The organism is Alteromonas sp. Cnat3-28 (assembly GCF_022348265.1).
Taxonomy (GTDB): Bacteria; Pseudomonadota; Gammaproteobacteria; order Enterobacterales; family Alteromonadaceae; genus Alteromonas; species Alteromonas macleodii.
On sequence record NZ_JAKREY010000008.1, the window covers coordinates 17,195 to 36,800 of the forward strand.

General features: G+C 44.4%; 17 protein-coding genes. 11 read left to right on the forward strand and 6 right to left on the reverse strand.

The annotated features are described in order from the left end of the window. Positions 1 to 133: 133 nt before the first annotated feature. Positions 134 to 583 (reverse strand): MaoC family dehydratase, encoded by a 450-nt coding sequence (locus tag MHM87_RS09855; RefSeq protein ID WP_049586644.1) that lies wholly within the window; start codon positions 581 to 583, stop codon positions 134 to 136. Positions 584 to 814: 231 nt separating this feature from the next. On the opposite strand from MHM87_RS09855, the gene MHM87_RS09860 reads away from it, so the two are divergent. The 5 genes from MHM87_RS09860 (at position 815) to MHM87_RS09880 (ending at position 4,186) form a co-directional block, all read left to right on the forward strand. Next, positions 815 to 1,717, forward strand: a complete 903-nt coding sequence (locus tag MHM87_RS09860) for a LysR family transcriptional regulator (RefSeq protein ID WP_014949246.1) — start codon at positions 815 to 817, stop codon at positions 1,715 to 1,717. A gap of 163 nt (positions 1,718 to 1,880) precedes the next feature. Further along, a complete protein-coding gene (locus MHM87_RS09865; protein WP_014949240.1) occupies positions 1,881 to 2,273 on the forward strand; it encodes a DUF3718 domain-containing protein in 393 nt (130 codons plus the stop codon). 216 nt (positions 2,274 to 2,489) lie between these two features. Then, complete coding sequence (locus MHM87_RS09870; protein WP_239241539.1) at positions 2,490 to 2,759, forward strand: sugar-binding domain-containing protein; 270 nt, start codon at positions 2,490 to 2,492, stop codon at positions 2,757 to 2,759. A gap of 332 nt (positions 2,760 to 3,091) precedes the next feature. Further along, positions 3,092 to 3,490: a DUF3718 domain-containing protein gene (locus MHM87_RS09875; RefSeq protein WP_014949235.1), complete on the forward strand. Its 399-nt coding sequence runs from the start codon at positions 3,092 to 3,094 to the stop codon at positions 3,488 to 3,490. A gap of 297 nt (positions 3,491 to 3,787) precedes the next feature. Beyond that, positions 3,788 to 4,186, forward strand: a complete 399-nt coding sequence (locus tag MHM87_RS09880; RefSeq protein ID WP_014949234.1) for a DUF3718 domain-containing protein — start codon at positions 3,788 to 3,790, stop codon at positions 4,184 to 4,186. 379 nt (positions 4,187 to 4,565) lie between these two features. On the opposite strand, the gene MHM87_RS09885 is transcribed toward MHM87_RS09880, so the two are convergent. The 3 genes from MHM87_RS09885 to MHM87_RS09895 all read right to left on the reverse strand — a co-directional run bounded on the left by MHM87_RS09885 (position 4,566) and on the right by MHM87_RS09895 (position 9,840). Beyond that, positions 4,566 to 6,365, reverse strand: a complete 1,800-nt coding sequence (locus MHM87_RS09885; RefSeq protein ID WP_239241537.1) for an acyl-CoA dehydrogenase C-terminal domain-containing protein — start codon at positions 6,363 to 6,365, stop codon at positions 4,566 to 4,568. Positions 6,366 to 6,374: 9 nt separating this feature from the next. After that, positions 6,375 to 7,556, reverse strand: coding sequence for an acetyl-CoA C-acyltransferase (locus MHM87_RS09890; protein ID WP_239241536.1), 1,182 nt, complete (start codon positions 7,554 to 7,556; stop codon positions 6,375 to 6,377). 160 nt (positions 7,557 to 7,716) lie between these two features. Next, the gene (locus MHM87_RS09895) at positions 7,717 to 9,840 is read right to left on the reverse strand and encodes a 3-hydroxyacyl-CoA dehydrogenase NAD-binding domain-containing protein (RefSeq protein ID WP_239241534.1); all 2,124 of its coding nucleotides are present in this window, start codon (positions 9,838 to 9,840) and stop codon (positions 7,717 to 7,719) included. Between the two features lie 245 nt (positions 9,841 to 10,085). On the opposite strand from MHM87_RS09895, the gene MHM87_RS09900 reads away from it, so the two are divergent. From MHM87_RS09900 to MHM87_RS09910, 3 genes are all read left to right on the forward strand, one after another. Continuing rightward, complete coding sequence (locus MHM87_RS09900) at positions 10,086 to 11,000, forward strand: haloalkane dehalogenase (RefSeq protein ID WP_014949229.1); 915 nt, start codon at positions 10,086 to 10,088, stop codon at positions 10,998 to 11,000. Positions 11,001 to 11,044: 44 nt separating this feature from the next. Continuing rightward, positions 11,045 to 11,809, forward strand: coding sequence for a glucose 1-dehydrogenase (locus MHM87_RS09905; RefSeq protein WP_014949228.1), 765 nt, complete (start codon positions 11,045 to 11,047; stop codon positions 11,807 to 11,809). 218 nt (positions 11,810 to 12,027) lie between these two features. After that, entirely contained in the window at positions 12,028 to 12,303 is a 276-nt protein-coding gene (locus MHM87_RS09910) for a hypothetical protein (protein WP_014949227.1), read from the forward strand. Positions 12,304 to 12,758: 455 nt separating this feature from the next. Here the strand turns inward: MHM87_RS09910 and MHM87_RS09915 are convergent, their stop codons facing one another. Together MHM87_RS09915 and MHM87_RS09920 are read right to left on the reverse strand one after the other, a co-directional pair. Beyond that, a complete protein-coding gene (locus MHM87_RS09915; RefSeq protein WP_014949226.1) occupies positions 12,759 to 13,124 on the reverse strand; it encodes a DUF4870 domain-containing protein in 366 nt (121 codons plus the stop codon). Positions 13,125 to 13,135: 11 nt separating this feature from the next. Next, positions 13,136 to 13,516 (reverse strand): gamma-glutamylcyclotransferase family protein, encoded by a 381-nt coding sequence (locus MHM87_RS09920; protein WP_049588753.1) that lies wholly within the window; start codon positions 13,514 to 13,516, stop codon positions 13,136 to 13,138. A gap of 226 nt (positions 13,517 to 13,742) precedes the next feature. Here MHM87_RS09920 and MHM87_RS09925 point away from each other — a divergent pair, with 226 nt between their 5' ends. From MHM87_RS09925 to MHM87_RS09935, 3 genes are all read left to right on the forward strand, one after another. Next, complete coding sequence (locus tag MHM87_RS09925) at positions 13,743 to 15,563, forward strand: M2 family metallopeptidase (RefSeq protein ID WP_239241634.1); 1,821 nt, start codon at positions 13,743 to 13,745, stop codon at positions 15,561 to 15,563. A 162-nt stretch (positions 15,564 to 15,725) separates the two neighbouring features. Beyond that, positions 15,726 to 18,677 (forward strand): ligand-binding sensor domain-containing diguanylate cyclase, encoded by a 2,952-nt coding sequence (locus tag MHM87_RS09930; protein WP_239241635.1) that lies wholly within the window; start codon positions 15,726 to 15,728, stop codon positions 18,675 to 18,677. A 195-nt stretch (positions 18,678 to 18,872) separates the two neighbouring features. Further along, a complete protein-coding gene (locus MHM87_RS09935) occupies positions 18,873 to 19,505 on the forward strand; it encodes an SDR family oxidoreductase (protein ID WP_239241636.1) in 633 nt (210 codons plus the stop codon). Positions 19,506 to 19,606 lie beyond the last annotated feature (101 nt).

Consider the following 19,606-nt stretch of genomic DNA (forward strand, 5'->3'; position numbering starts at 1 on the left):
GGCATTATGATTCTGCAATACACGGTGCGACATATCAACTAGACAACGACGTAGTACACGCATCGAAATACGCATTTGGCAATATGCCGTACTAGTCTATACAGCCACTTTTACCGCGTACAACAACAATCTATCAAGGCTTAAGCACCGCGAGCATGAGAAAGCCACCTATTAGCGCAGGGTTCCCATTCGATTTAAGTAAGCAACTTGCCTCTACTTTATAAAGCTTCCCTTGCGCCTTTTCAGTGATTTCGACAAGTTTGAATCGGTATTTAACGGCATCATTACTTTTTACTGGTTCAAGAAAACGTAACTTATCAATGCCATAATTAATCATAGACGCGATACGTTCGTCTGGCGCAATCACTTCAGCGAATGCTTTAGGCATGAGACTGGCAGTCAAGAAGCCGTGCGCAATTGTTGTTTTAAAGGGACTTTCTTTTTCACAGCGCGCAGCATCTAAATGTATCCACTGGTGATCGCCCGTGGCGTCTGCAAACTGATTGATCATGTCCTGCGTAACCGCCAGCCATTCAGGTTGTTCAAGGGTATCTCCCACTGCTAAGTCTAAAAGTGTTTTCATTTTTCAGTCCAATCTCCATTTATTGACGATAAAACTACTATTATTACCTTGAATGTTTCAATTAACTTTTAATAATAGGTATTTATAAATATTCTTGTTACACTAACGTAAATTATTCGTAGATGCTATGTAGCATTGGATCACAGTTTTCTATTAAACGCACCGTGATACAAACTAGCGCCTCTTCATCTATTGGCTTTTTTCAGGGCACTCGCTCTTAAAGGATTAGTTATGAATCTCAATAGAATCGATTTGAACCTTTTTGCAGTATTCGACGCCATTTACACGGCAGGAAGCTTAACCAAGGCAGCAGATGTCTTATGCATTACTCAACCAGCGGTAAGTAACTCTTTAGCAAGGCTAAGAGAAATGCTTAACGACCCGCTGTTCGTTCGTACTGGCCACAGTATGACGCCTACCCCCGTAGCGCAAAATATTATTGTTCCAGCTCGACAAGCTTTAGCCTTACTACGCAGAAGCGTGCAAGAAAGTCATACATTCGACCCTCTCACAGCCGAGAAGTCCTTTAACTTTGCCAGCCGTGATTTGCTTGAAGTAAGCATTATGCCTCGACTCATTTCACGTTTGCAGAATTTGGCGCCAAATATTGGGTTGACCAATTACGAGATTCCTAGAAGCCAAGTTGTTTCGGCGATGGCATCGGGCACGTTGGATTTTTACTCAGATGCATCGACATTTACAGACCCTCATTTGTGTAAAGAAAAAATCGCCCAAGACAGACTTGTTGTGTTAGCACGTAAAAATCATCCTGCGCTTAAAAACGGGCTTAACTTAGATACCTTTCTACGATTAGGCCATATTAATGTGTCACAGCGTAAATCTGGTGTGGGTCCAATAGATATTGCGTTAGATAAAATGGGCAAAAGACGCAAGGAAGTTATGCGAGGTCAACATTTTTTAACCGTTCCAAGTACGATAGTAAAGACAGACCTAATCGCGTGCCTGCCGTATCACCTTGCTAAACATTACGATCTTGCGTTGTACGAGGTTCCTTTTGATTTACCGCCTGTAGAGTATTTCCTTTATTGGCACGTAAGCGCCGACCATGATCACGCTCATATGTGGATGCGTGAACAAATAATGGAAGTAGCGAGCAACTATAAACCTCACTAACGCCACTTCTCCAAACAGCGCTCGTTATGGGCGCTTTTTTGTCTCCATAAACTTATAAAACCACATACTTAAGTATCGCTTAGAACGTTTTCAAGATTTCATTTTTGTCGTTTAATCCTCCCGAACAAATAAACAATCTATAGAAGTACTTGAGGAATTAACCATGTTGAAAATTGTTAAAACTTCTCTTGTTATCGCAGCGACATTAGGTGTGTCGGGCGTAGCACAGGCTGATGTTAACGAAGCACTAGCGAATATTTGCACTATCGTTCAAGCGGACGATAAAGGCGAACTACGTAAGAAAATGCGTTCAGTCGAATCAGACTACCGTATGAAACTTAAAGACTACTACTCAGCAATTAGCTGTGGCGGTAACAGCCTAATTCGTACAGCACTGCTAAACAATGCTTTAGAAGCTGGCGAGTTACTTGTTAAGAAAATGCCAAAAAGTGATTTAGAAGCACCTGAAGCTGATGGAAAAACACTTCAAGCTTGGGTTGCGGAAAACGGTCTGCAAGATAACCCAATTGCTGCGGTTATCAACGACCGCCTATAAAACAGTTTCACACCATGTGAACCAGTTCAACATGGTTGCAGAGAAATCTGCACTTTAGAAAGCGACCCTCGGGTCGCTTTTTTCTTTTGTATCAGTTGATAAAATTCAATGCATAAAAAAAAGAGTATCCCCTACTCCCTGAGCCTTTAACGTTGCGATATCGTCATTTGTGGATGCAGGCGTTATTCTGTCTACTTACATGGCTTCATATGCCCGATGAAAACCACCAACATCAATGTGAACAATACCCGTTTGAACGTTCTCCACATCATAAGCTGGATCTTTAATGAAGAAGGTGCGCTGATTAGTTGCGATATTAACGAGAGAGTAACGAGCTTTAAGTTGAAAGCAATGCCAGAAAAGCCTGTAGTGGGTGTTGCAGCGGGCGACAACAAACTGCACGCTATAAGAGGCGCTCTGCGATCGAAATTGCTCAATGGGCTCATCACGACAGAACGTACTGCCTCAGCACTGCTTACTTCTTAATTTCGTTCTTTTCTTATTAATACAATGCCTATTGCGTACATTTTTAATACGCATTAACTTCAACAAAAAGCAAAAAAACAGCATTAACGTTGTTTTTTTGCACTTTATTTGACTATTTATTGATCTGCAATTGCAATTCAACTAAGTTTGCCTGCGCCCTTTAATACTAAAGGCTACAACGCATTTCATACCTCTTACATCTTTAGTCTAACGTATTATTCGATATACCTTGTTATTTGAATGAATGTTTTTCATTCGACCTGATTGTTTTTTAATTAATCCCGAACAGACAAACCGATTAATTAAACAAATATAACGAAGGAAATTTAACCATGTTGAAAATCGTTAAAACTTCTCTAGTCATCGCAGCATCAACATTAGCTTTTTCAAACGCAGCACAAGCAAATGACGTAAACGAGGCACTAGCAAACATCTGTACTATTGTTCAGGCTGACGACAAAGGCGAATTGCGTAAGAAGATGCGTCGCGTACAGTCTGACTTCAAATTAAAGTTACGTGATTATTACTCAGGTGTTTCATGCGGTGGTCAAAGCCTTATCCGCACGGCCTTAACGAACAACGCAGTTGAGGTAGGTACACTGCTTGTTAAGAAAATGCCAAGCAAAGACCTTTCTGAGCCCGAATCAGACGGCAAAACACTTCAAGCGTGGATAGCAGAGCAAGGCTTACAGAGCTCGCCAATTTCTGCTGAGCTTAACGATAGAATCTAAGCACTAATTCACATAGCCATGTGAGTCGATTCAACATGGTTGCAGCGTCAGCTGCAATGAAAGGCCCCGCTACGGGGCCTTTTTACTTTCTGTCTCTTTAAATTTTCACGTTCTTCAACCCAGTGACTTAGGTAATCAAGCTGCCGTATGCGTGAGCTCGTAACGCAAGCCCCCCTTTAGGTATGGTTTGACATACCATGTTATTTTACAACATGTTTTTCAAATAGTTAGATTCGGGTTTAATGCATCTCAACGAACGAACACAATCTTAATAACAACAACCGAAGGAATTTAACCATGTTGAAAATCGTTAAAACTTCTCTAGTAATTGCAGCATCAACTTTAGCTTTTTCTAACGCAGCTCAGGCTAATGACATCAACGAAGCACTTGCAAACATTTGCACAATTGTTCAAGCAGATGACAAGGGCGAACTACGTAAGAAAATGCGTAGCGTTCAATCGGACTACAAACTTAAGCTTCGCGATTACTACTCTGGCATTTCTTGTAACGGCCAAAGCCTAATTCGCACTGCTCTTACTAGCAATGCGGTTGAAGTAGGTACTCTACTGGTTAAGAAAATGCCAAGCAAAGACTTAGCAGAGCCTGAGTCAGACGGTAAGACACTTCAAGCGTGGATTGCTGAACAAGGTCTTCAAAGCTCTCCTATTTCAACAGAGCTTAACGGCAGAATCTAATATAACTAATTAATCACACCATGTGATGTAACGATTCAACATGGTAGCGGCAGGACGCCGCACTGGAGGCCCCTTTTAGGGGCCTCACCCCTTTCTAGAACCCTATAAAATTTATCACTTCTTTTTGTACCCATTCAGGTTTTTCCCTGTGTAACCAGTGCGACGCGTTCGGGATAAATAATGAAGGCTGGCTCCCTCAACATTCACGTACTTTGACACAACCACTGTGCTCACTTCCTCTATGTTGTTTTTAAGAAACAAAAAGGCCGAGCAAAATAACGTATCCAATGATGACTAGGTTAAATCATTTTCTCGGCTACATTATTTTCTCGGCCTTTCGTACGTCTTTTAGTAGCGCACGTGTATTACTTTTATGTCGTTACTCGATAGCGAACATACTCTCTGGCATAGACATTAAGTTGTCTGCACCTGATTGCATAGCAGAAACCAGTGAGCGAGTACGGGTTAACAAACGGTCAAAGTAGAAGCCCGTTGTTAAGATTTTACTCTTATAAAACTCGGTTTCGGTGCTGCCTGCATCAAGCTGTTCTTGTGCTTTCACTGCCATTTTTAGCCAGAAGTAAGCAACGGTAACGTAACCTGAATACATTAAGTAATCGACAGACGCTGCACCAATTTCATCTGGGTTCGATGCTGCTGCCTTACCGATGTCCATAGTAATCTGCTGCCACTCGTCAAGGTGAGAGTTTAGCGCGTTAGTCCAAGCACTAAACTGAGCGTTGTCACGCAATGAATTACAGTAGTCGCGCACTTCTTGAACAAACACATTAAGCAATTCGCCATTAGAGCCCATTACTTTACGACCTAATAGGTCAACGGCTTGAATACCGGTAGTACCTTCATACATGGTGCAGATACGGGTATCACGAGCTAGCTGCTCCATGCCCCATTCTTTGATAAAGCCGTGGCCGCCATAAACCTGCATACCGTAACTCGTGGCTTCTTGCGCGGTTTCAGTTAAAAAGGCTTTTACGATAGGCGTTAAGAATGCAAGTTTTGCATCCGCAAGTTGCTTCTCAGCCTCGTCGCTACCATACAAAGTAACGTCAACTAACTGCATACAGTAAGCGGCAAGCGCTCGGTTGCCTTCCGCGAACGCTTTCTGCGTTAACAGCATACGACGTACATCAGGGTGCACAATAATAGGATCAGCTGGGCCATCAGGATTTTTACGCCCTGTTAATGAACGGAACTGAATGCGGTCTTTTGCATAGCGAAGCGCACCTTGGAATGCTGCTTCAGATGATGCCAAGCCTTCAAGACCAGTGCCAATACGTGCGGTATTCATGAACGTAAACATGCAGTTTAGGCCGCGGTTTGGTGGCCCAATCAAATAACCTTTTGCGCCATCGAAGTTGATCACGCAGGTTGCGCTGGCTTTGATACCCATTTTATGTTCTATGCTTCCGCAGCTTACCGCATTGCGGTCTTGCTTTTCACCGTCTTCAGAGACATTGAATTTAGGCACAACGAACAAAGAAATACCTTTGGTACCCTCTGGCGCATCTGGCAATCGAGCTAACACAATGTGTACGATATTTTCAGACAAGTCGTGTTCACCTGCCGAAATAAAAATCTTCGTTCCTGTTAAGCTGTAGGTACCATCTTCTTGAGGTTCCGCGCGACATTTCAACATGCCAAGGTCTGAACCGCAGTGTGCCTCGGTCAAACACATAGTACCTGTCCACTCACCGCTAACCAGTTTTTCAAGGAACATTTTTTGTAGCAATTCAGAGCCATGGGCTTTTATTGTTGCCATACAGCCCTGGCTTAGACCTGGGTACATCGCCCAAGAATGGTTTGCGCCTGAGAACCACTCAGCAATGATAGATGACAATGAATATGGTAGTGCCTGACCGCCAAATTCCTCAGGGTGAGACATTCCTGGCCATCCGCCCTCAACATACGTTTGATAAGCTTCTTTAAAACCTTTAGGCGTTGTTACTTCACCATCAACCCACTTACACCCTTCTTCATCACCTGATGCATTGATGGGCGCCAGTACGTTCTCTGAAAACTTTGCAGCTTCAGCGAAAATCGCTGACACCAAGTCTTCTGATGCTTCGTCGAAACCTAGCTTTTGATAGTGATTTTGATAATTTAGTAGCTCATGTGTTACAAACATGGCGTCACGTTGTGGAGCTTTATAACCTTCCATACCCAATACCTATATTACTTCAAATAGACCAGCAGCGCCCATGCCGCCACCGATACACATGGTGCAAACAACATATTTCGCACCGCGTCGTTTACCTTCGATGAGTGCATGACCCACCATGCGAGCACCGCTCATGCCGTATGGGTGACCAATAGAAATGGCACCGCCGTTTACGTTTAATAATTCGTCTGGAATGCCTAACTTATCGCGGCAATACAGTACCTGTACTGCAAACGCTTCATTAAGCTCCCATAGACCGATATCGTCCATGGTTAATCCATGCTGCTTTAATAGCTTAGGAATGGCGAACACTGGGCCAATTCCCATTTCATCTGGCTCACAGCCTGCCACTGCAATACCGCGATAAATACCAAGAGGTTTAGCATTGCCTTTTGCCGCTGAGTGCTCATCCATAATCACTGTCGCGCTGGCTCCATCAGAAAGCTGGCTTGCATTACCTGCGGTAATACAACCACCTTCTATCACTGGGTTAAGCGCTTTAAGCCCCTCTAGCGTTGTTTCTGGGCGATTTCCTTCGTCTTTTGACAAGGTCACTTCACGCTCAGAGGTTTCACCTGTTTCTTTATTAAATAAGGCTTGCGTTGCTGTGATAGGTACAATCTCATCATCAAACTTGCCCGCTTCTTGAGCCGCTGCTGTGCGCATTTGGCTTTGGTAACCGTATTCGTCTTGTACGTCACGGCTAATGTTGTAGCGCTTACCCACCACTTCTGCAGTTTGAAGCATTGGCATATAAATATCTTTGTGCTTAGCAACCAGTGCAGGGTCTACTGCACGAAACATATTCATATTTTTGTTTTGCACTAAAGAGATAGAATCTAAGCCACCCGCAACCATTATGTTGGTATCGCCCGTACGAATTGAATTCGCTGCGGTAGCAATGGCATACATGCCAGAACTACATTGGCGGTCGAGTGTCATACCCGCTACGGTGACCGGTAAACCACCCGCTAAACCAGCCAAGCGGCCAATATTCATGCCGCCACTGCCTTGGGTTAGCGCTGCACCCATTACCACGTCATCAACACTGGCAGGGTCGATCCCTGCGCGTGCTACTGCGTTTTGAATAGCATGGCCACCTAATGAAGGGGCTGGTAAATTGTTCAGTGCACCTTTATAAGCGCGCCCGATTGGCGTACGTGCTGTACTTACGATAACTGCATCGCGCATTTTCATATTCCTTTCAGTTGGGCTGAAAGTTCAGCCAAAGTTTAGCTAGGCCTACGTGCTTCCTCTCGAAGTTACCTAGCTTTACCAAATTCGGATGTCGGGAAACGAGAGCTAGCGCTAGCTCTCACCGTCGATTAACTCTCGCTAACGAGAGCTTTATCTACTTCGCTTTATAGCTTTTAAACGTGCCGCCGCTTTGGGCCAATTTCACCAACAAATCACTTGGTTCAAGCCACATCTTTCCGTAATCACCCAATTGATCACGATAGGTAGTCAGCTTATCTAAAATAGTGCCTAGCCCTACTTCGTCGGCATATTGCATAGGGCCGCCGCGATACACAGGGAAGCCATAACCGTAAACATAAATCACATCGATATCGCTAGATTTAGCTGCAATGCCTTCTTCTAAGATGGCAGCACCTTCGTTGATCAATGAGTACATGACGCGTACTAGAATTTCCTCATCGCTAATGTCTGAACGCTGAACCACGCCTAAACGTTCTGCTTCTTGCTTGGCAATTTCTAGTACTTCTGGATCTGGGACAGGAACTCGACTCCCAGGTTCATAGTTGTAAGCTCCGCGTCCGGTTTTGAGTCCGTTGCGCCCCTTTTCTACCAAGCGATCTGCCACTGCACCGTAAGCGGGGTCGTGTGCAATGTGCTCTTGTCGAGACTGTCGTACATAGTAACCAATATCTAATCCAGCCATATCACCCATAGTGAACGGCCCCATTGGCATGCCAAACTCGGTTAAAACACGATCAACTTGCTCAGGTGTTGCTCCTTCAAGCAGTAAGCGGTTAGCTTCACGGCCGTAAGGCTCAATCATGCGGTTACCTACGAATCCGAAGCAAACGCCTACCAACACCGCTACTTTCTTGATGCGTTTAGCCATCTTCATGCAGGTTTTAATGACTTCAGCAGATGTCTTCTCTGCTTTAACCACTTCTAGCAGTCTCATCACATTCGCTGGCGAGAAGAAGTGAAGACCAATTACATCTTCAGGACGGGATGTGGCTGTCGCTATTTCGTCTATATCCAGTGTTGACGTATTTGAAGCCAAAATGGCGCCTGGCTTACACACTTTATCCAGCGTCGAGAATACGGTTTTCTTTACTTCCATCTTCTCGAAAACGGCTTCGATGACGAGATCAACATCAGCTAAGTCGTCATACGACGTAGTACCTGAAAGCAGTGCCATGCGGCTCTCTACCTGCTCTTGGGTTAACTTGCCTTTTTTCGCTGAGTTTTCGTAGTTCTTTCTAATAAGCGCTAATCCCTTCTCTAGCGCTTCTTCTTTGAGCTCAAGCATTGTGACTGGAATGCCGGCATTGGCGAAGTTCATAGCGATACCACCGCCCATTGTTCCGGCGCCGATAATCGCAACTTTATCAATGTTGCGCTCAGGAGTATTTTTGTCGAAATCGCTCACATGACCTGCTGCGCGTTCAGCAAAAAAGAAATGCTGCTGGGCACGTGCCTGTGGCGTATTCATACACTCCATGAAAAGCTTGCCTTCATTTTTAAGGCCATCTTCAAAAGCAAGCGTGTAAGCGCCGCGTACCGCTTCGATACATTTTAATGGAGCAAAGAAACCACGAGTCGCTTTTTTAGTTTGTGCAGTTACTGCATCAAACACCGCCTGCGTTTCGTCAGACATGGACAGCGTGATATCACTGGTGCGTTTAATCGCTTTATCTGGCGTTAATGCTTGTAAATACGCTTTTGTATCTTCAAGTAAATGCTCAGGCTTATCAGAAATTTTGTCGAAGACACCTGGAAGTTTGACCACCGACGTAGGCTTGCCTGTTACGATCATTTCTAACGATGTTTGTGCGTCGGCTAAACGAGGAAGGCGCTGAGTACCGCCTGCGCCCGGTAATATGCCTAGATTTACCTCTGGAAGACCCACCTTATTGTCGGCAAAGGTGATGCGATGATGGCAAGCTAACGCCACTTCTAAGCCACCGCCGAATGCTGGTCCAGGGAGAACAGCAACAACCGGCTTAGACGCATTTTCAATCTTGTCTAGTACCTCAGGCAGCATGGGAGACAAATCGCCACCAGAGAATTCGCTGATGTCAGCTCCCCCCGAAAAAATAGGTAGTGAAGAAGTAATAACAATGGCACTTACGCTGTCGTCATCTAGTGCATTGTTTATGCCTTCTATCAACCCTACTCTGATAGCGCGTGACAGCGCATTAACGGGCGCACTTTGCATTGTCAGCGTGGCAACACCCTGTTGTACTGCATAATCTACGGCTTTATTTTCCATCTCAGTCATAACCATGTCCTGTTTATCACGTTAACTGGATGTTATTGCAGTGTTGTCAATCATCCAAGTTTATTGGTGTTATAGACATTTATCATAATATTTAATATTGACCGCCAGCCCCTTTGTGAATTCATTTCTCTGCGCAGAGCCTGTCCTACCTTGCCTAAGGTTTATTTGACAGAAAATAAAACCGGTGTTTTTGTTAATCAGGCAACACTTGTAATTACATTTTATTTACAAAAGGATGATTGGCTATGCAAGTGCTTAAAACACCGGAAAGCGCCTTCGACACGATCACTGACTTTCCCTACTCCCCCTGTTTCACTGAAGTAACAGACACGGTAAGCAGTGAAATAACAATGGCCCATTATCAATGTGGACCGAAAGATGGACATACCGTGCTATTAATACACGGCGAACCGACGTGGGCTTATTTATACCGCAAGATGATGCCTATATTGGCTGATGCGGGATTCAATGTCATCGCGCCGGATCTCATTGGTTTTGGGCGCTCAGATAAACCAGTAAGAAAGGAGGACTACTCCTACGCTCGTCATGTGATATGGCTAAAAGACTGGTTTTCACAGGCTACTAAAGGCCCCGTTACACTATTTTGTCAAGACTGGGGAGGTCTACTAGGCCTGCGACTTGTCGCCGATATGCCTGAGCGTTTTTCGGGTGTAATGGTGTCTAATACCGGTTTGCCCACTGGCGACCACCCGCCAAGTGATGCTTTCATCAAATGGCGCCGATTCTCACAGGATGTCGCCGTATTTCCCACATCTACGATCATTCAAAACGCCACAACCACTGTTCTAGATGAGGCGACGCTTGCTGCTTACGACGCCCCTTTTCCAGACGAAAGCTTTAAAGCAGGTGCACGTATGTTCCCTATTCTTGTTCCTACAAGCCCAGACAATGCTGAGGCACAGGCGAATAGACAGGCATGGGAAAAGCTAAAGCAATATAACAAACCTTTTGTTACGGCTTTCGGTGATAGCGACCCTGTCACTAAAGGTGGCGATAAGGTATTTCAAAAGCTCATTCCTGGCAGCAGCGGCATGGCTCATACCCTTGTAGAAAACGGTGGTCACTTTATCCAGGAAGACCAAGGGGAAATGCTAGCCAAATTACTCATTCAATTTATAAACCAAACGCAGCTGAAATAGCCACGTTTCAAAAAACATTAAACAGTTACCAATAGGAGATTACCATGGATGCTCTACTCGACTTTTCAGGGCAAGTTGTATTAATTACCGGCGCAGGCAGTGGCTTTGGCCGCTTGTTATCGCTAGGTCTTGCCAACCGAGGAGCAAAACTCGTTCTTTCAGACATTAACGAAACCGCCCTTGAGGAAACGAAAAAGGATGTAAAAGCACTCACTGATGTCGTGGTGCTAGCGGGTAATATTGCTAGCGAGTCGCTAAATAAGGCGCTGGTTGAAACAGCCATTGAAACCTTTGGCAAACTGGATATAGCCGTAAATAATGCAGGCATAGCGCATAACCCTGCACCAATTCATCAAATGACAGAGGAAATCATGGACTCGCAGTTCGCTGTGAATGTAAAAGGCGTTATGTTTGGAATGAAGTACCAAATACCCGTTATGCTTGCACAAAAGCAAGGGCACGTTTTAAATGTAAGCTCACTTGCAGGACTAGGTGGAGCCCCTAAAGGCGGTGCTTATGCTGCAGCAAAACACGCGGTTTCGGGGATAACCCGCACAGCCGCGGTGGAATACGGCCGAAAGAATGTTCGCGTTAATGCAATTTGCCCATTCTATAGTCCTACCAATATTTTGAACGTAGACGGGTACAACACCCCTGAAGCGCGCGAGCAACTAGGCATGGGAAGTCCTATGAAACGTCTAGGCGAACCGCAAGAAATCGTTAACACCATGATGCTGATGCTTTCCCCTGGCAACTCTTACATGAACGGGCAAACCATAGCAGTAGATGGTGGTGTTACAGCGTGGTAATTTTTATCTCGCAGTTTCGAAATACATGCAAAGGTATTTTTTGACATACCTTTGTATGACTCATCATGTTTCTCTTTCGTTCTACTTTAGGTGTAATGAAGAGGAACAAACAAAATCGATGAATGAGGCGAGTGCAACCGCCTCTGCAATCGACCCCCATCAAGTAAAACCCAATAATTTTATTTAGCGATTAAGTTGAACAAAAAGAGAAAAATGTGATGAAAAAGCCAAGTAAAAACATTTTTTTAGCTACTACACTTTGTATAACCTATTCGTTGATTAACGTTAGTATTGCGCAAGAAGCCCAATCTACGCTTGTAAATATGAAGGAAGTGCCTTCTTCCCAACTATTAAAGAAGCAACGTCAAAATAAACCGCTAGCACTAAGCACAGTAAAGCGCGGTACTGATGTTTCGCTTCAAACCACCAAACAATCCAAAAGCCAATACCTTATTCATAGCGCACTGCCAAGTCACCGCTTCAGCGCTAAGTAATTTTTAGGCGAGTACTCGTCTATCAGGTTAATCTTTTATTTAAAGCCATTCTTTGCGTTTACTATTCTTTTTTACTCTATCGCACACGCAGCAATAGTATTCTACGAATCAAATATTTATACCAATCCGCATAGATAAGTGCTAACCGACGACATAGCGCTTTTGAAAAAGCAACGCCCTCGTAATGACATTAGCGACATATGAGTTAATTATATTAATTGTGAATAGCGCGACACCTATTTGAAAACTATCTTCAAGATTACCACAGGTAGAAGAAGTCACAGGAAAGAGGTGAACATGCTTTTAAAACCAAAACACATCGCGTTATTGTTCACGCTGGCAATTGCAGTATCTGCAATGGGATAAGCACGAAGGCGTTTCAACATGGAAACGCCCTTCGAAAGCGATCTTAGGTCGCAGTTTTTCTTGCTAGACGTGACGTAGGATTCTTTAGGTTAACGTTTAAAAAACTCAAAGCTTAGCGGATACACCCACAACTCCCCTTTGTTCGCTTTGACTGCTGCCACAATAGCAAAGACGATGTTCATCAATCCAAGAGCGATGAAGCCTAGCGCTCCTATGATAATCAGCGTCAAGACAAAACAAATAACAGAGTAAATGAGCAAGCTTATTAACCAATTCGCTGTCACCCTGCCGTGCTGATTGATGTCTTCGTTTTGATCTTTGTGAGCAATCCATAGCACGATAGGCAATATGATACCTAAGCCAGGTATAATGAAACTGGATAACTGAGAAACATGAATGAGTGTACAGTAGCTTCGAGCGTTCAAGCCCCAGTAGAGTGGTTCTTCCGTTGACATAATGGTCCTTTTTATTGCGTTGGTTTGATTTGATAAATATAGGCGTTTTCAGTGTGACCGGCATCAAGCTTAACAGGAACTATGACCCGCTCATATTGCTCACTTTCAAACTCATCCAGCATGGTCCAGTTTTCGGCAAGTTGAGAAGACGTTAGCATCATGCCCTTCACCTCTTCTTTTGCTTTAGTTAGATCAGAAATAACAATTCCTGGAAACCCCATAACTGCTCCCCACCCTTGTTGAACTAAGTGCCCTTCTACCGTACCAGACTGCCACTGGCCACCAATATGAGCGACGATATGGTGATTTGGACAATTAGGAGCAAGGCTTCCGTAAATAAACAACCTTTCTAAATCAGGTGTAGCAGACGTTACATTGTCATTGTTTTGCATTACTTTGACCCATTATTAAAAAACTTTTCGTCAGGTGTTGAGGTAAATTTAAAAATAGGCCCCAACCGTTCGCATTGCTAGTTATAAATTGCCTAAAAAAGCCAGTGCTTTTGTGAGAGTAATATCGAATTTATTTTACAAAAGCAACACAGCGTTACACAATGCAAGAGCATGTCTATGTGAACGTCGATTCACGTAAAAAAACACAATAATTAAAGGACAAAGTATGCTCAATCACAAACGTACTCTGATAGCAGCATTGGTAAGCGTTTCGCTTATGGGATGTGACGAAAGTACAACACAGACAGAAACTAAACCGCAACTCACTGCACAAGACGCCAAGCAGTTTTTAACACAGGCGCAAAATGATATTGCAAAAATGCAAGTTCCTGCCGCGCACGCCGAGTGGAGCTACGCCACGAATATCAATTTCGATACAGCAGCAGTCAGTGCTTACTTTAATGAAGTGCTTTCTACCAAGGTTGCAAAGTTAGCTAAAGAAGCGGCGAAATTTAACGATGTAGACGTAGATGCCGACACCCGCAGACAGCTTGACCTACTTAAAAACAGTTTAACAATGCCGCCGCCGGCAGATGCGGAAAAAGCAGAGCGGCTTGCAAAAATTGGTTCTGACTTAAGTGCCATGTACGGCTCTGGTGAGTATTGCAGCGAAGATGGTACGTGCAAAAGCTTGGTTGAAATGAGCTCTGAAATGGCCACCCTACGCGATGCTGACAAGCTACTAGAATATTGGACAGGCTGGCGTGAAGTATCTAAACCAATGGCAGGACTCTATGCAGAACAAGTATCGCTTGCCAATGAAGGTGCTACAGAGCTAGGTTTTGAGAACGTCAGCGCCTTGTGGCGTGGAAAGTACGACATGCCAGCAGATGAATTTCCCAAGGAGTTGGATCGCTTATGGACGCAAGTAGAGCCTTTCTACGAGTCACTACATTGCCATGTGCGCGCTAAGCTAGGTGAACACTATGGCGAAGACGTAGTACCTCAAGACAAACCAATCCCAGCCCATTTATTAGGTAACATGTGGGCACAGTCGTGGGGGAATATTTACGATATCGTTAAACCTCAGCAAGAAATGAAAGTTCCTGATGTTACAGGCGCATTAGCTGAACAGGGGTATGACGAAATCGCCATGGTTAAACAAGCAGAGTCATTTTTCTCATCACTTGGCTTTGAAGAACTTCCAGATACCTTTTGGGAACGCTCTATGTTTCAAAAGCCTGAAGGCCGTGACGTTCAGTGTCATGCCTCTGCGTGGGATTTAGATGACAAAGACGATCTTCGTATAAAGATGTGTATTCAAAAGACTGGCGAAGAATTTAACGTTATTCACCACGAATTAGGTCACAACTACTATCAACGCGCTTATAAAGACCAACCACTTCTTTACCGTGGTTCGGCAAACGACGGCTTCCACGAGGCTATTGGCGACACCATCGCTTTATCAATAACACCTAAGTACCTTAAGCAAATCGAGTTAATTGATGAGATCCCAGACGCATCAAACGATATCGGTATGTTAATGCAAGTTGCGTTAGACAAGATTGCCTTCATTCCCTTTGGTCTGATGGTTGACCAATGGCGCTGGAAAGTGATGTCAGGTGAAGTAACACCTGAACAATACAATCAACTATGGTGGGAATTGAGAGAAAAGTATCAGGGTGTGATGGCGCCTGTTGAGCGCAGCGCCGACGCGTTTGATCCGGGTGCAAAATATCACGTGCCTGCGAACGTACCTTATACACGCTATTTCCTAGCGCATATCCTTCAATTCCAGTTCCATAAAGCACTGTGTGACATTGCAGGTGATGAGGGCCCGCTTAACCGTTGTTCTATCTACGGCAGTGAAGAAGCCGGTAAAGCACTTAACGAAATGCTAGAGATGGGTATGAGCCAACCTTGGCAAAATGCGTTAGAAACACTGACAGGCTCATCGCAAATGGATGCCAGTACTATCGCTGACTACTTTGCGCCACTAAAAACGTGGTTAGATGAGCAAAATGCTACACGCCAGTGTGGCTGGTAACTATATCCGTTATGATTAGCCACTGGCTAACATAATTAATGCAGTCCAAAAAGCCTCGAATTTCGAGGCTTTTTTTGTTGAATTTAAACTTTTGTACCATTGTAAGAGCGGTAGATTAGCGTAACGTTAGTGTATAAATTTTATGTAATTTTTGATTATATTATGCGCACCCTGTTGGTACTTTCGCTTTTCATAGTTTTTACTGCAACTTGCAGCCTACCTGCACGCGCGAAACCTATTGCCCCAGCGTTTCACTCCTACAATATGGATAGTGGTATCGCCCACGTATCCATTTCAGATATTGCGGAAGATAAGTATGGTTTTCTGTGGTTGGCATCGCAGTCTGGTGTCGATAAATTTGACGGCTATACATTTCGAAACTTCGGCTTGTGGGGTGAAGACAAGTCAACAGGCCTCCAGACCCTGTTCGCCCTTCAGATAGAGGCAAGCTTAGACGGTCAATACCTGTGGGTGGGGACATACAGCGGGCTGAGCCGTATAGATGTTGATACTGAGTCGTTCAAGCACTACACGTTACCGGCGTCAGAGCCTTTCAATAAACAGGTAATTAATAGGATCAAGACCACCCACAATGGCCAGCTTTGGATAGTCTCTGAGCGAAACCTTTACACATACTCTCCAGAATCAGACAGTGTAGAACTGGTCAGCTACCTTCCCAGTACCACGAGTACGCTGACAGACATAGAACTTATCGGCAACACCCTTTATGTCACTTCCACCTCGGGCCTTTATAAACTTGATCCGTTTAAGAAGTCTCTTGAGTTAGTGGCTTTTGAAAACATGAACTTTACTCGACTGGTGGCAGCAGAGAAATCTCGATTCTGGTTGGGCACCGCTACCCACGGCGCATGTTTGTTCAATCCCGACGAACAAAGCACTACCATCGACAAAAGCTGTACCTCTGAAACTCACGGATTATCTGATAACTACGTTACAGACATCTTATTAAAGGACAACGGTGATATATGGGTTTCTACTCAGCGTGGGCTGAATATTTTAACGTCACATAACCCCAACTCTGTGCTGCGTGCACCGATTAACGAGAAAGATGCGGCCAAAGAGAGAATTTCAAGCCTTTATCAAACGAAAGCTGGGCTGGTTGTCGTTGGCACCACAGACGATGGGTTTGCGATCAGTAACCCTCTGCTTAGCAACTTCTACTCACAGGAAATAGGCGAAGGACGAATCATCTCCTCTTTATCGAATTACAAAGATAACCAAGTATGGGTAGCGAACGAAAAGGGCCTTTGGCTTTACGACACGATAAGTAAAACTCAAGAAGGCCCATTTACTTCCAATGGTGCATTTGCGAGTAGCGAAGACACTAACGATAAGCTGTTGAGCGTGTTTTATCATACGAAAAGCGATGCATTATGGGTAACCACACGCACAGGCCTCGCCAAACTGAACCCTCAGACCAGAAACCTAGAATTTGTTGCGCTGAATGGTAAGTCGGGTTACAGCATTAATATCGATGATGACGGAGACATTTGGTATGGCGGCTACAGCGATGGGCTGTTTGTATATCGCCCGTCAGAAGATAGGGTAATAAAGCAATGGCCATTGTCGCTGACAACGAGAATTGTTTTGGACGACAATGAAAACGCATGGTTAAGTACGGTATCCGGTTTATTTGTTGCGAATAAACTGACTGGAGACTTGACCAGCGTCAGTGAGTTTACGGACAAGATATCAGATCAAACTGTAGTGACGTGGATTTCTCAGTCAAAACGCGGTGGTTATTGGGTTGGAACGCAAGCAGCTGGACTCTTCTTTATGTCTAAAGAAGGCAGTGATTTATCAACGATTAAAGTGACACAAATTAAGCCTGAAAGTCGATTGAGCAATGTATCCATCGGGGCAATTGTTGAAGATGATGAATATGGACTTTGGATCTCTACAATTGAAGGGATTGCGTATTTAGCACCTGACTTGTCTACCCTTTCTTATTTCGGTGCAGAAAACGGCGCACTGTCTACGGGTTACTATATTGGCTCTGTCACCGTAACTGAAAATAACACAATAATGTTTGGTGGAGCGGAAGGCTTAACACAATTTACTCCCTCACAAGTGGCAAATGTAAAGTGGTCACCTGGAGTGCACCTCACAAACGTTGAAACGGTGAGTAGGAACGAGCAAAACGGAACAACCTATCAGCAAAGACAGCGCCTAGACGAGGTAATCGAACTTAAACATAATGATATTGCGCTCACGATTGAATTTGCCGCCACTGATTATATGAATGCAAACGAACTTACGTATGCCTATAAACTCGCAGACTTTGAGAACAGCTGGCGCTTTACTGACTACAAGACAAGAACGGCCACCTACACCAACTTGGACCCAGGACGCTACCGCTTCACTGTTAAAGCTATAAATCAAGAGAATGAATGGAGCACCAATGCAGCGCAACTTGAAATAGTTGTAGTTCCACCATGGTGGGATAAGCCTATATGGCGTGTGGCGATTACCCTGCTAGGCATGCTGTTGATTTCATCGATGGTGTGGCTGAGGATAGCATCGTTGAAAAAGCGCTCTGCTGAACTTGCACTAAAAGTTGAGGAAAAAACCCGAGACTTAGAGGCGGTCGTAGAAAAGTTAACGCAGCTTTCAACTCAGGACGCATTGACGGGTCTCAAAAATCGTCGCTACTTTACACAAAGAGCCAAGGCAGCATGGCAAAATTATAAGCGCCATAATCATACTTTCTCCTTGCTAATTGTTGATATTGATTTCTTCAAGCGTATTAACGATGAATACGGTCATCATGTGGGTGACACAGTACTGGTCAAAATAGCTAGGATCCTGGAAGATAGTTTAAGAGAAAGTGACGTAATTGCGCGATGGGGCGGTGAGGAGTTTCTTATATTGCTGCCTTCATTAAAGGTACAAGAAGCATTTTGGGTGGCAGAAAAGCTACGTAAAACTGTCGCGGATTACGAAATCGATGCTCCCCCCTACTCTGTATCGGCTACCATAACCTGTGGTGTAGCGGATATACGAGATTACGATAGCGTCGAGGCTTGCATCCACGCCATCGATAAAAAGCTATATGTCGGCAAAGAATCAGGCCGAAATGCGGTGATAAAATAGCCGCTGGCTCATCATCGTACCCTTTAGTTTCTCTTCCCCCCATTGCATTGCCGTTTAAATGGCAATGCATGCAGGCAAACGTTTTGTCATGCATTTTATCGCAGTAATTGATCGCTTTCCTTTTTACCCACCTATGTATTGTGAATTCTTAAGTAGCTTAAGATGAGCGATATCACCCACAAGGAGGATGAAAACATGGCAAATGTATTAGTAATCGGCGCATCAGGCCAAATTGGTAAGCAAGCAACAGTGAAATTGTTGGATGCTGGTCACAAAGTCGTAGCGCCAGTAAGAAGCCCAGACAAACTGTCAGATATCCAAAATGCCAACCTCACAGTGGTTGAGCAGGATTTAGAAAAAGATTTTTCAGCACACTTTGAAGGTGTGGACGTTGCGGTATTCACAGCAGGTTCTGGCGGTAGCACCGGCGCAGATAAAACACTTTTGATTGATCTTTGGGCGGCCCGCAACGCGGTTAACTATGCAAAAGCGGCGGGGACACCCAAATTTGTTATGGTTAGTTCTATTGGTGCAGACGATCCTGACGCCGTGGAGTCAGCAATAAAACCATATTTGGTTGCCAAACACATGGCCGACGAGCATCTAATTAATAGCGGCTTACATCACGTAATACTTCGACCTGGCACTTTATTAAATGAACCGGGCACGCATTTAGTACGAACCGATATGCCAAGCAATAGGGACGATGCTGTAATACCAAGAGAAGATGTAGCGACAGCTATTGTCGAAAGCGTTGCAAGAGAAAGCAATGATGATTTAATCACCTATTTGTTCAAAGGTGATACACCAATTTCTCATATTTTCTAGGTGAGCGACTTTTCTAGGTGATCGGCGCCCTCTCATTTGCCAATGCGTTATCGCGTCTATCCGAGCTAGAGAGGGCTTACTTTTTGCTTAGGTCGCCGGTT

Excerpts from the sequence above, each read along its gene's own strand:
- MHM87_RS09880 (WP_014949234.1), top strand. The coding sequence starts at position 3,788 with ATGTTGAAAATCGTTAAAACTTCTCTAGTAATTGCAGCATCAACTTTA.
- MHM87_RS09930 (WP_239241635.1), top strand. The coding sequence starts at position 15,726 with ATGCGCACCCTGTTGGTACTTTCGCTTTTCATAGTTTTTACTGCAACT.
- MHM87_RS09890 (WP_239241536.1), bottom strand. The coding sequence starts at position 7,556 with ATGCGCGATGCAGTTATCGTAAGTACAGCACGTACGCCAATCGGGCGC.
- MHM87_RS09855 (WP_049586644.1), bottom strand. The coding sequence starts at position 583 with ATGAAAACACTTTTAGACTTAGCAGTGGGAGATACCCTTGAACAACCT.
- MHM87_RS09905 (WP_014949228.1), top strand. The coding sequence starts at position 11,045 with ATGGATGCTCTACTCGACTTTTCAGGGCAAGTTGTATTAATTACCGGC.
- MHM87_RS09875 (WP_014949235.1), top strand. The coding sequence starts at position 3,092 with ATGTTGAAAATCGTTAAAACTTCTCTAGTCATCGCAGCATCAACATTA.
- MHM87_RS09915 (WP_014949226.1), bottom strand. The coding sequence starts at position 13,124 with ATGTCAACGGAAGAACCACTCTACTGGGGCTTGAACGCTCGAAGCTAC.
- MHM87_RS09865 (WP_014949240.1), top strand. The coding sequence starts at position 1,881 with ATGTTGAAAATTGTTAAAACTTCTCTTGTTATCGCAGCGACATTAGGT.
- MHM87_RS09895 (WP_239241534.1), bottom strand. The coding sequence starts at position 9,840 with ATGACTGAGATGGAAAATAAAGCCGTAGATTATGCAGTACAACAGGGT.
- MHM87_RS09860 (WP_014949246.1), top strand. The coding sequence starts at position 815 with ATGAATCTCAATAGAATCGATTTGAACCTTTTTGCAGTATTCGACGCC.
- MHM87_RS09870 (WP_239241539.1), top strand. The coding sequence starts at position 2,490 with ATGAAAACCACCAACATCAATGTGAACAATACCCGTTTGAACGTTCTC.
- MHM87_RS09925 (WP_239241634.1), top strand. The coding sequence starts at position 13,743 with ATGCTCAATCACAAACGTACTCTGATAGCAGCATTGGTAAGCGTTTCG.
- MHM87_RS09920 (WP_049588753.1), bottom strand. The coding sequence starts at position 13,516 with ATGCAAAACAATGACAATGTAACGTCTGCTACACCTGATTTAGAAAGG.
- MHM87_RS09910 (WP_014949227.1), top strand. The coding sequence starts at position 12,028 with ATGAAAAAGCCAAGTAAAAACATTTTTTTAGCTACTACACTTTGTATA.
- MHM87_RS09885 (WP_239241537.1), bottom strand. The coding sequence starts at position 6,365 with ATGGAAGGTTATAAAGCTCCACAACGTGACGCCATGTTTGTAACACAT.
- MHM87_RS09935 (WP_239241636.1), top strand. The coding sequence starts at position 18,873 with ATGGCAAATGTATTAGTAATCGGCGCATCAGGCCAAATTGGTAAGCAA.
- MHM87_RS09900 (WP_014949229.1), top strand. The coding sequence starts at position 10,086 with ATGCAAGTGCTTAAAACACCGGAAAGCGCCTTCGACACGATCACTGAC.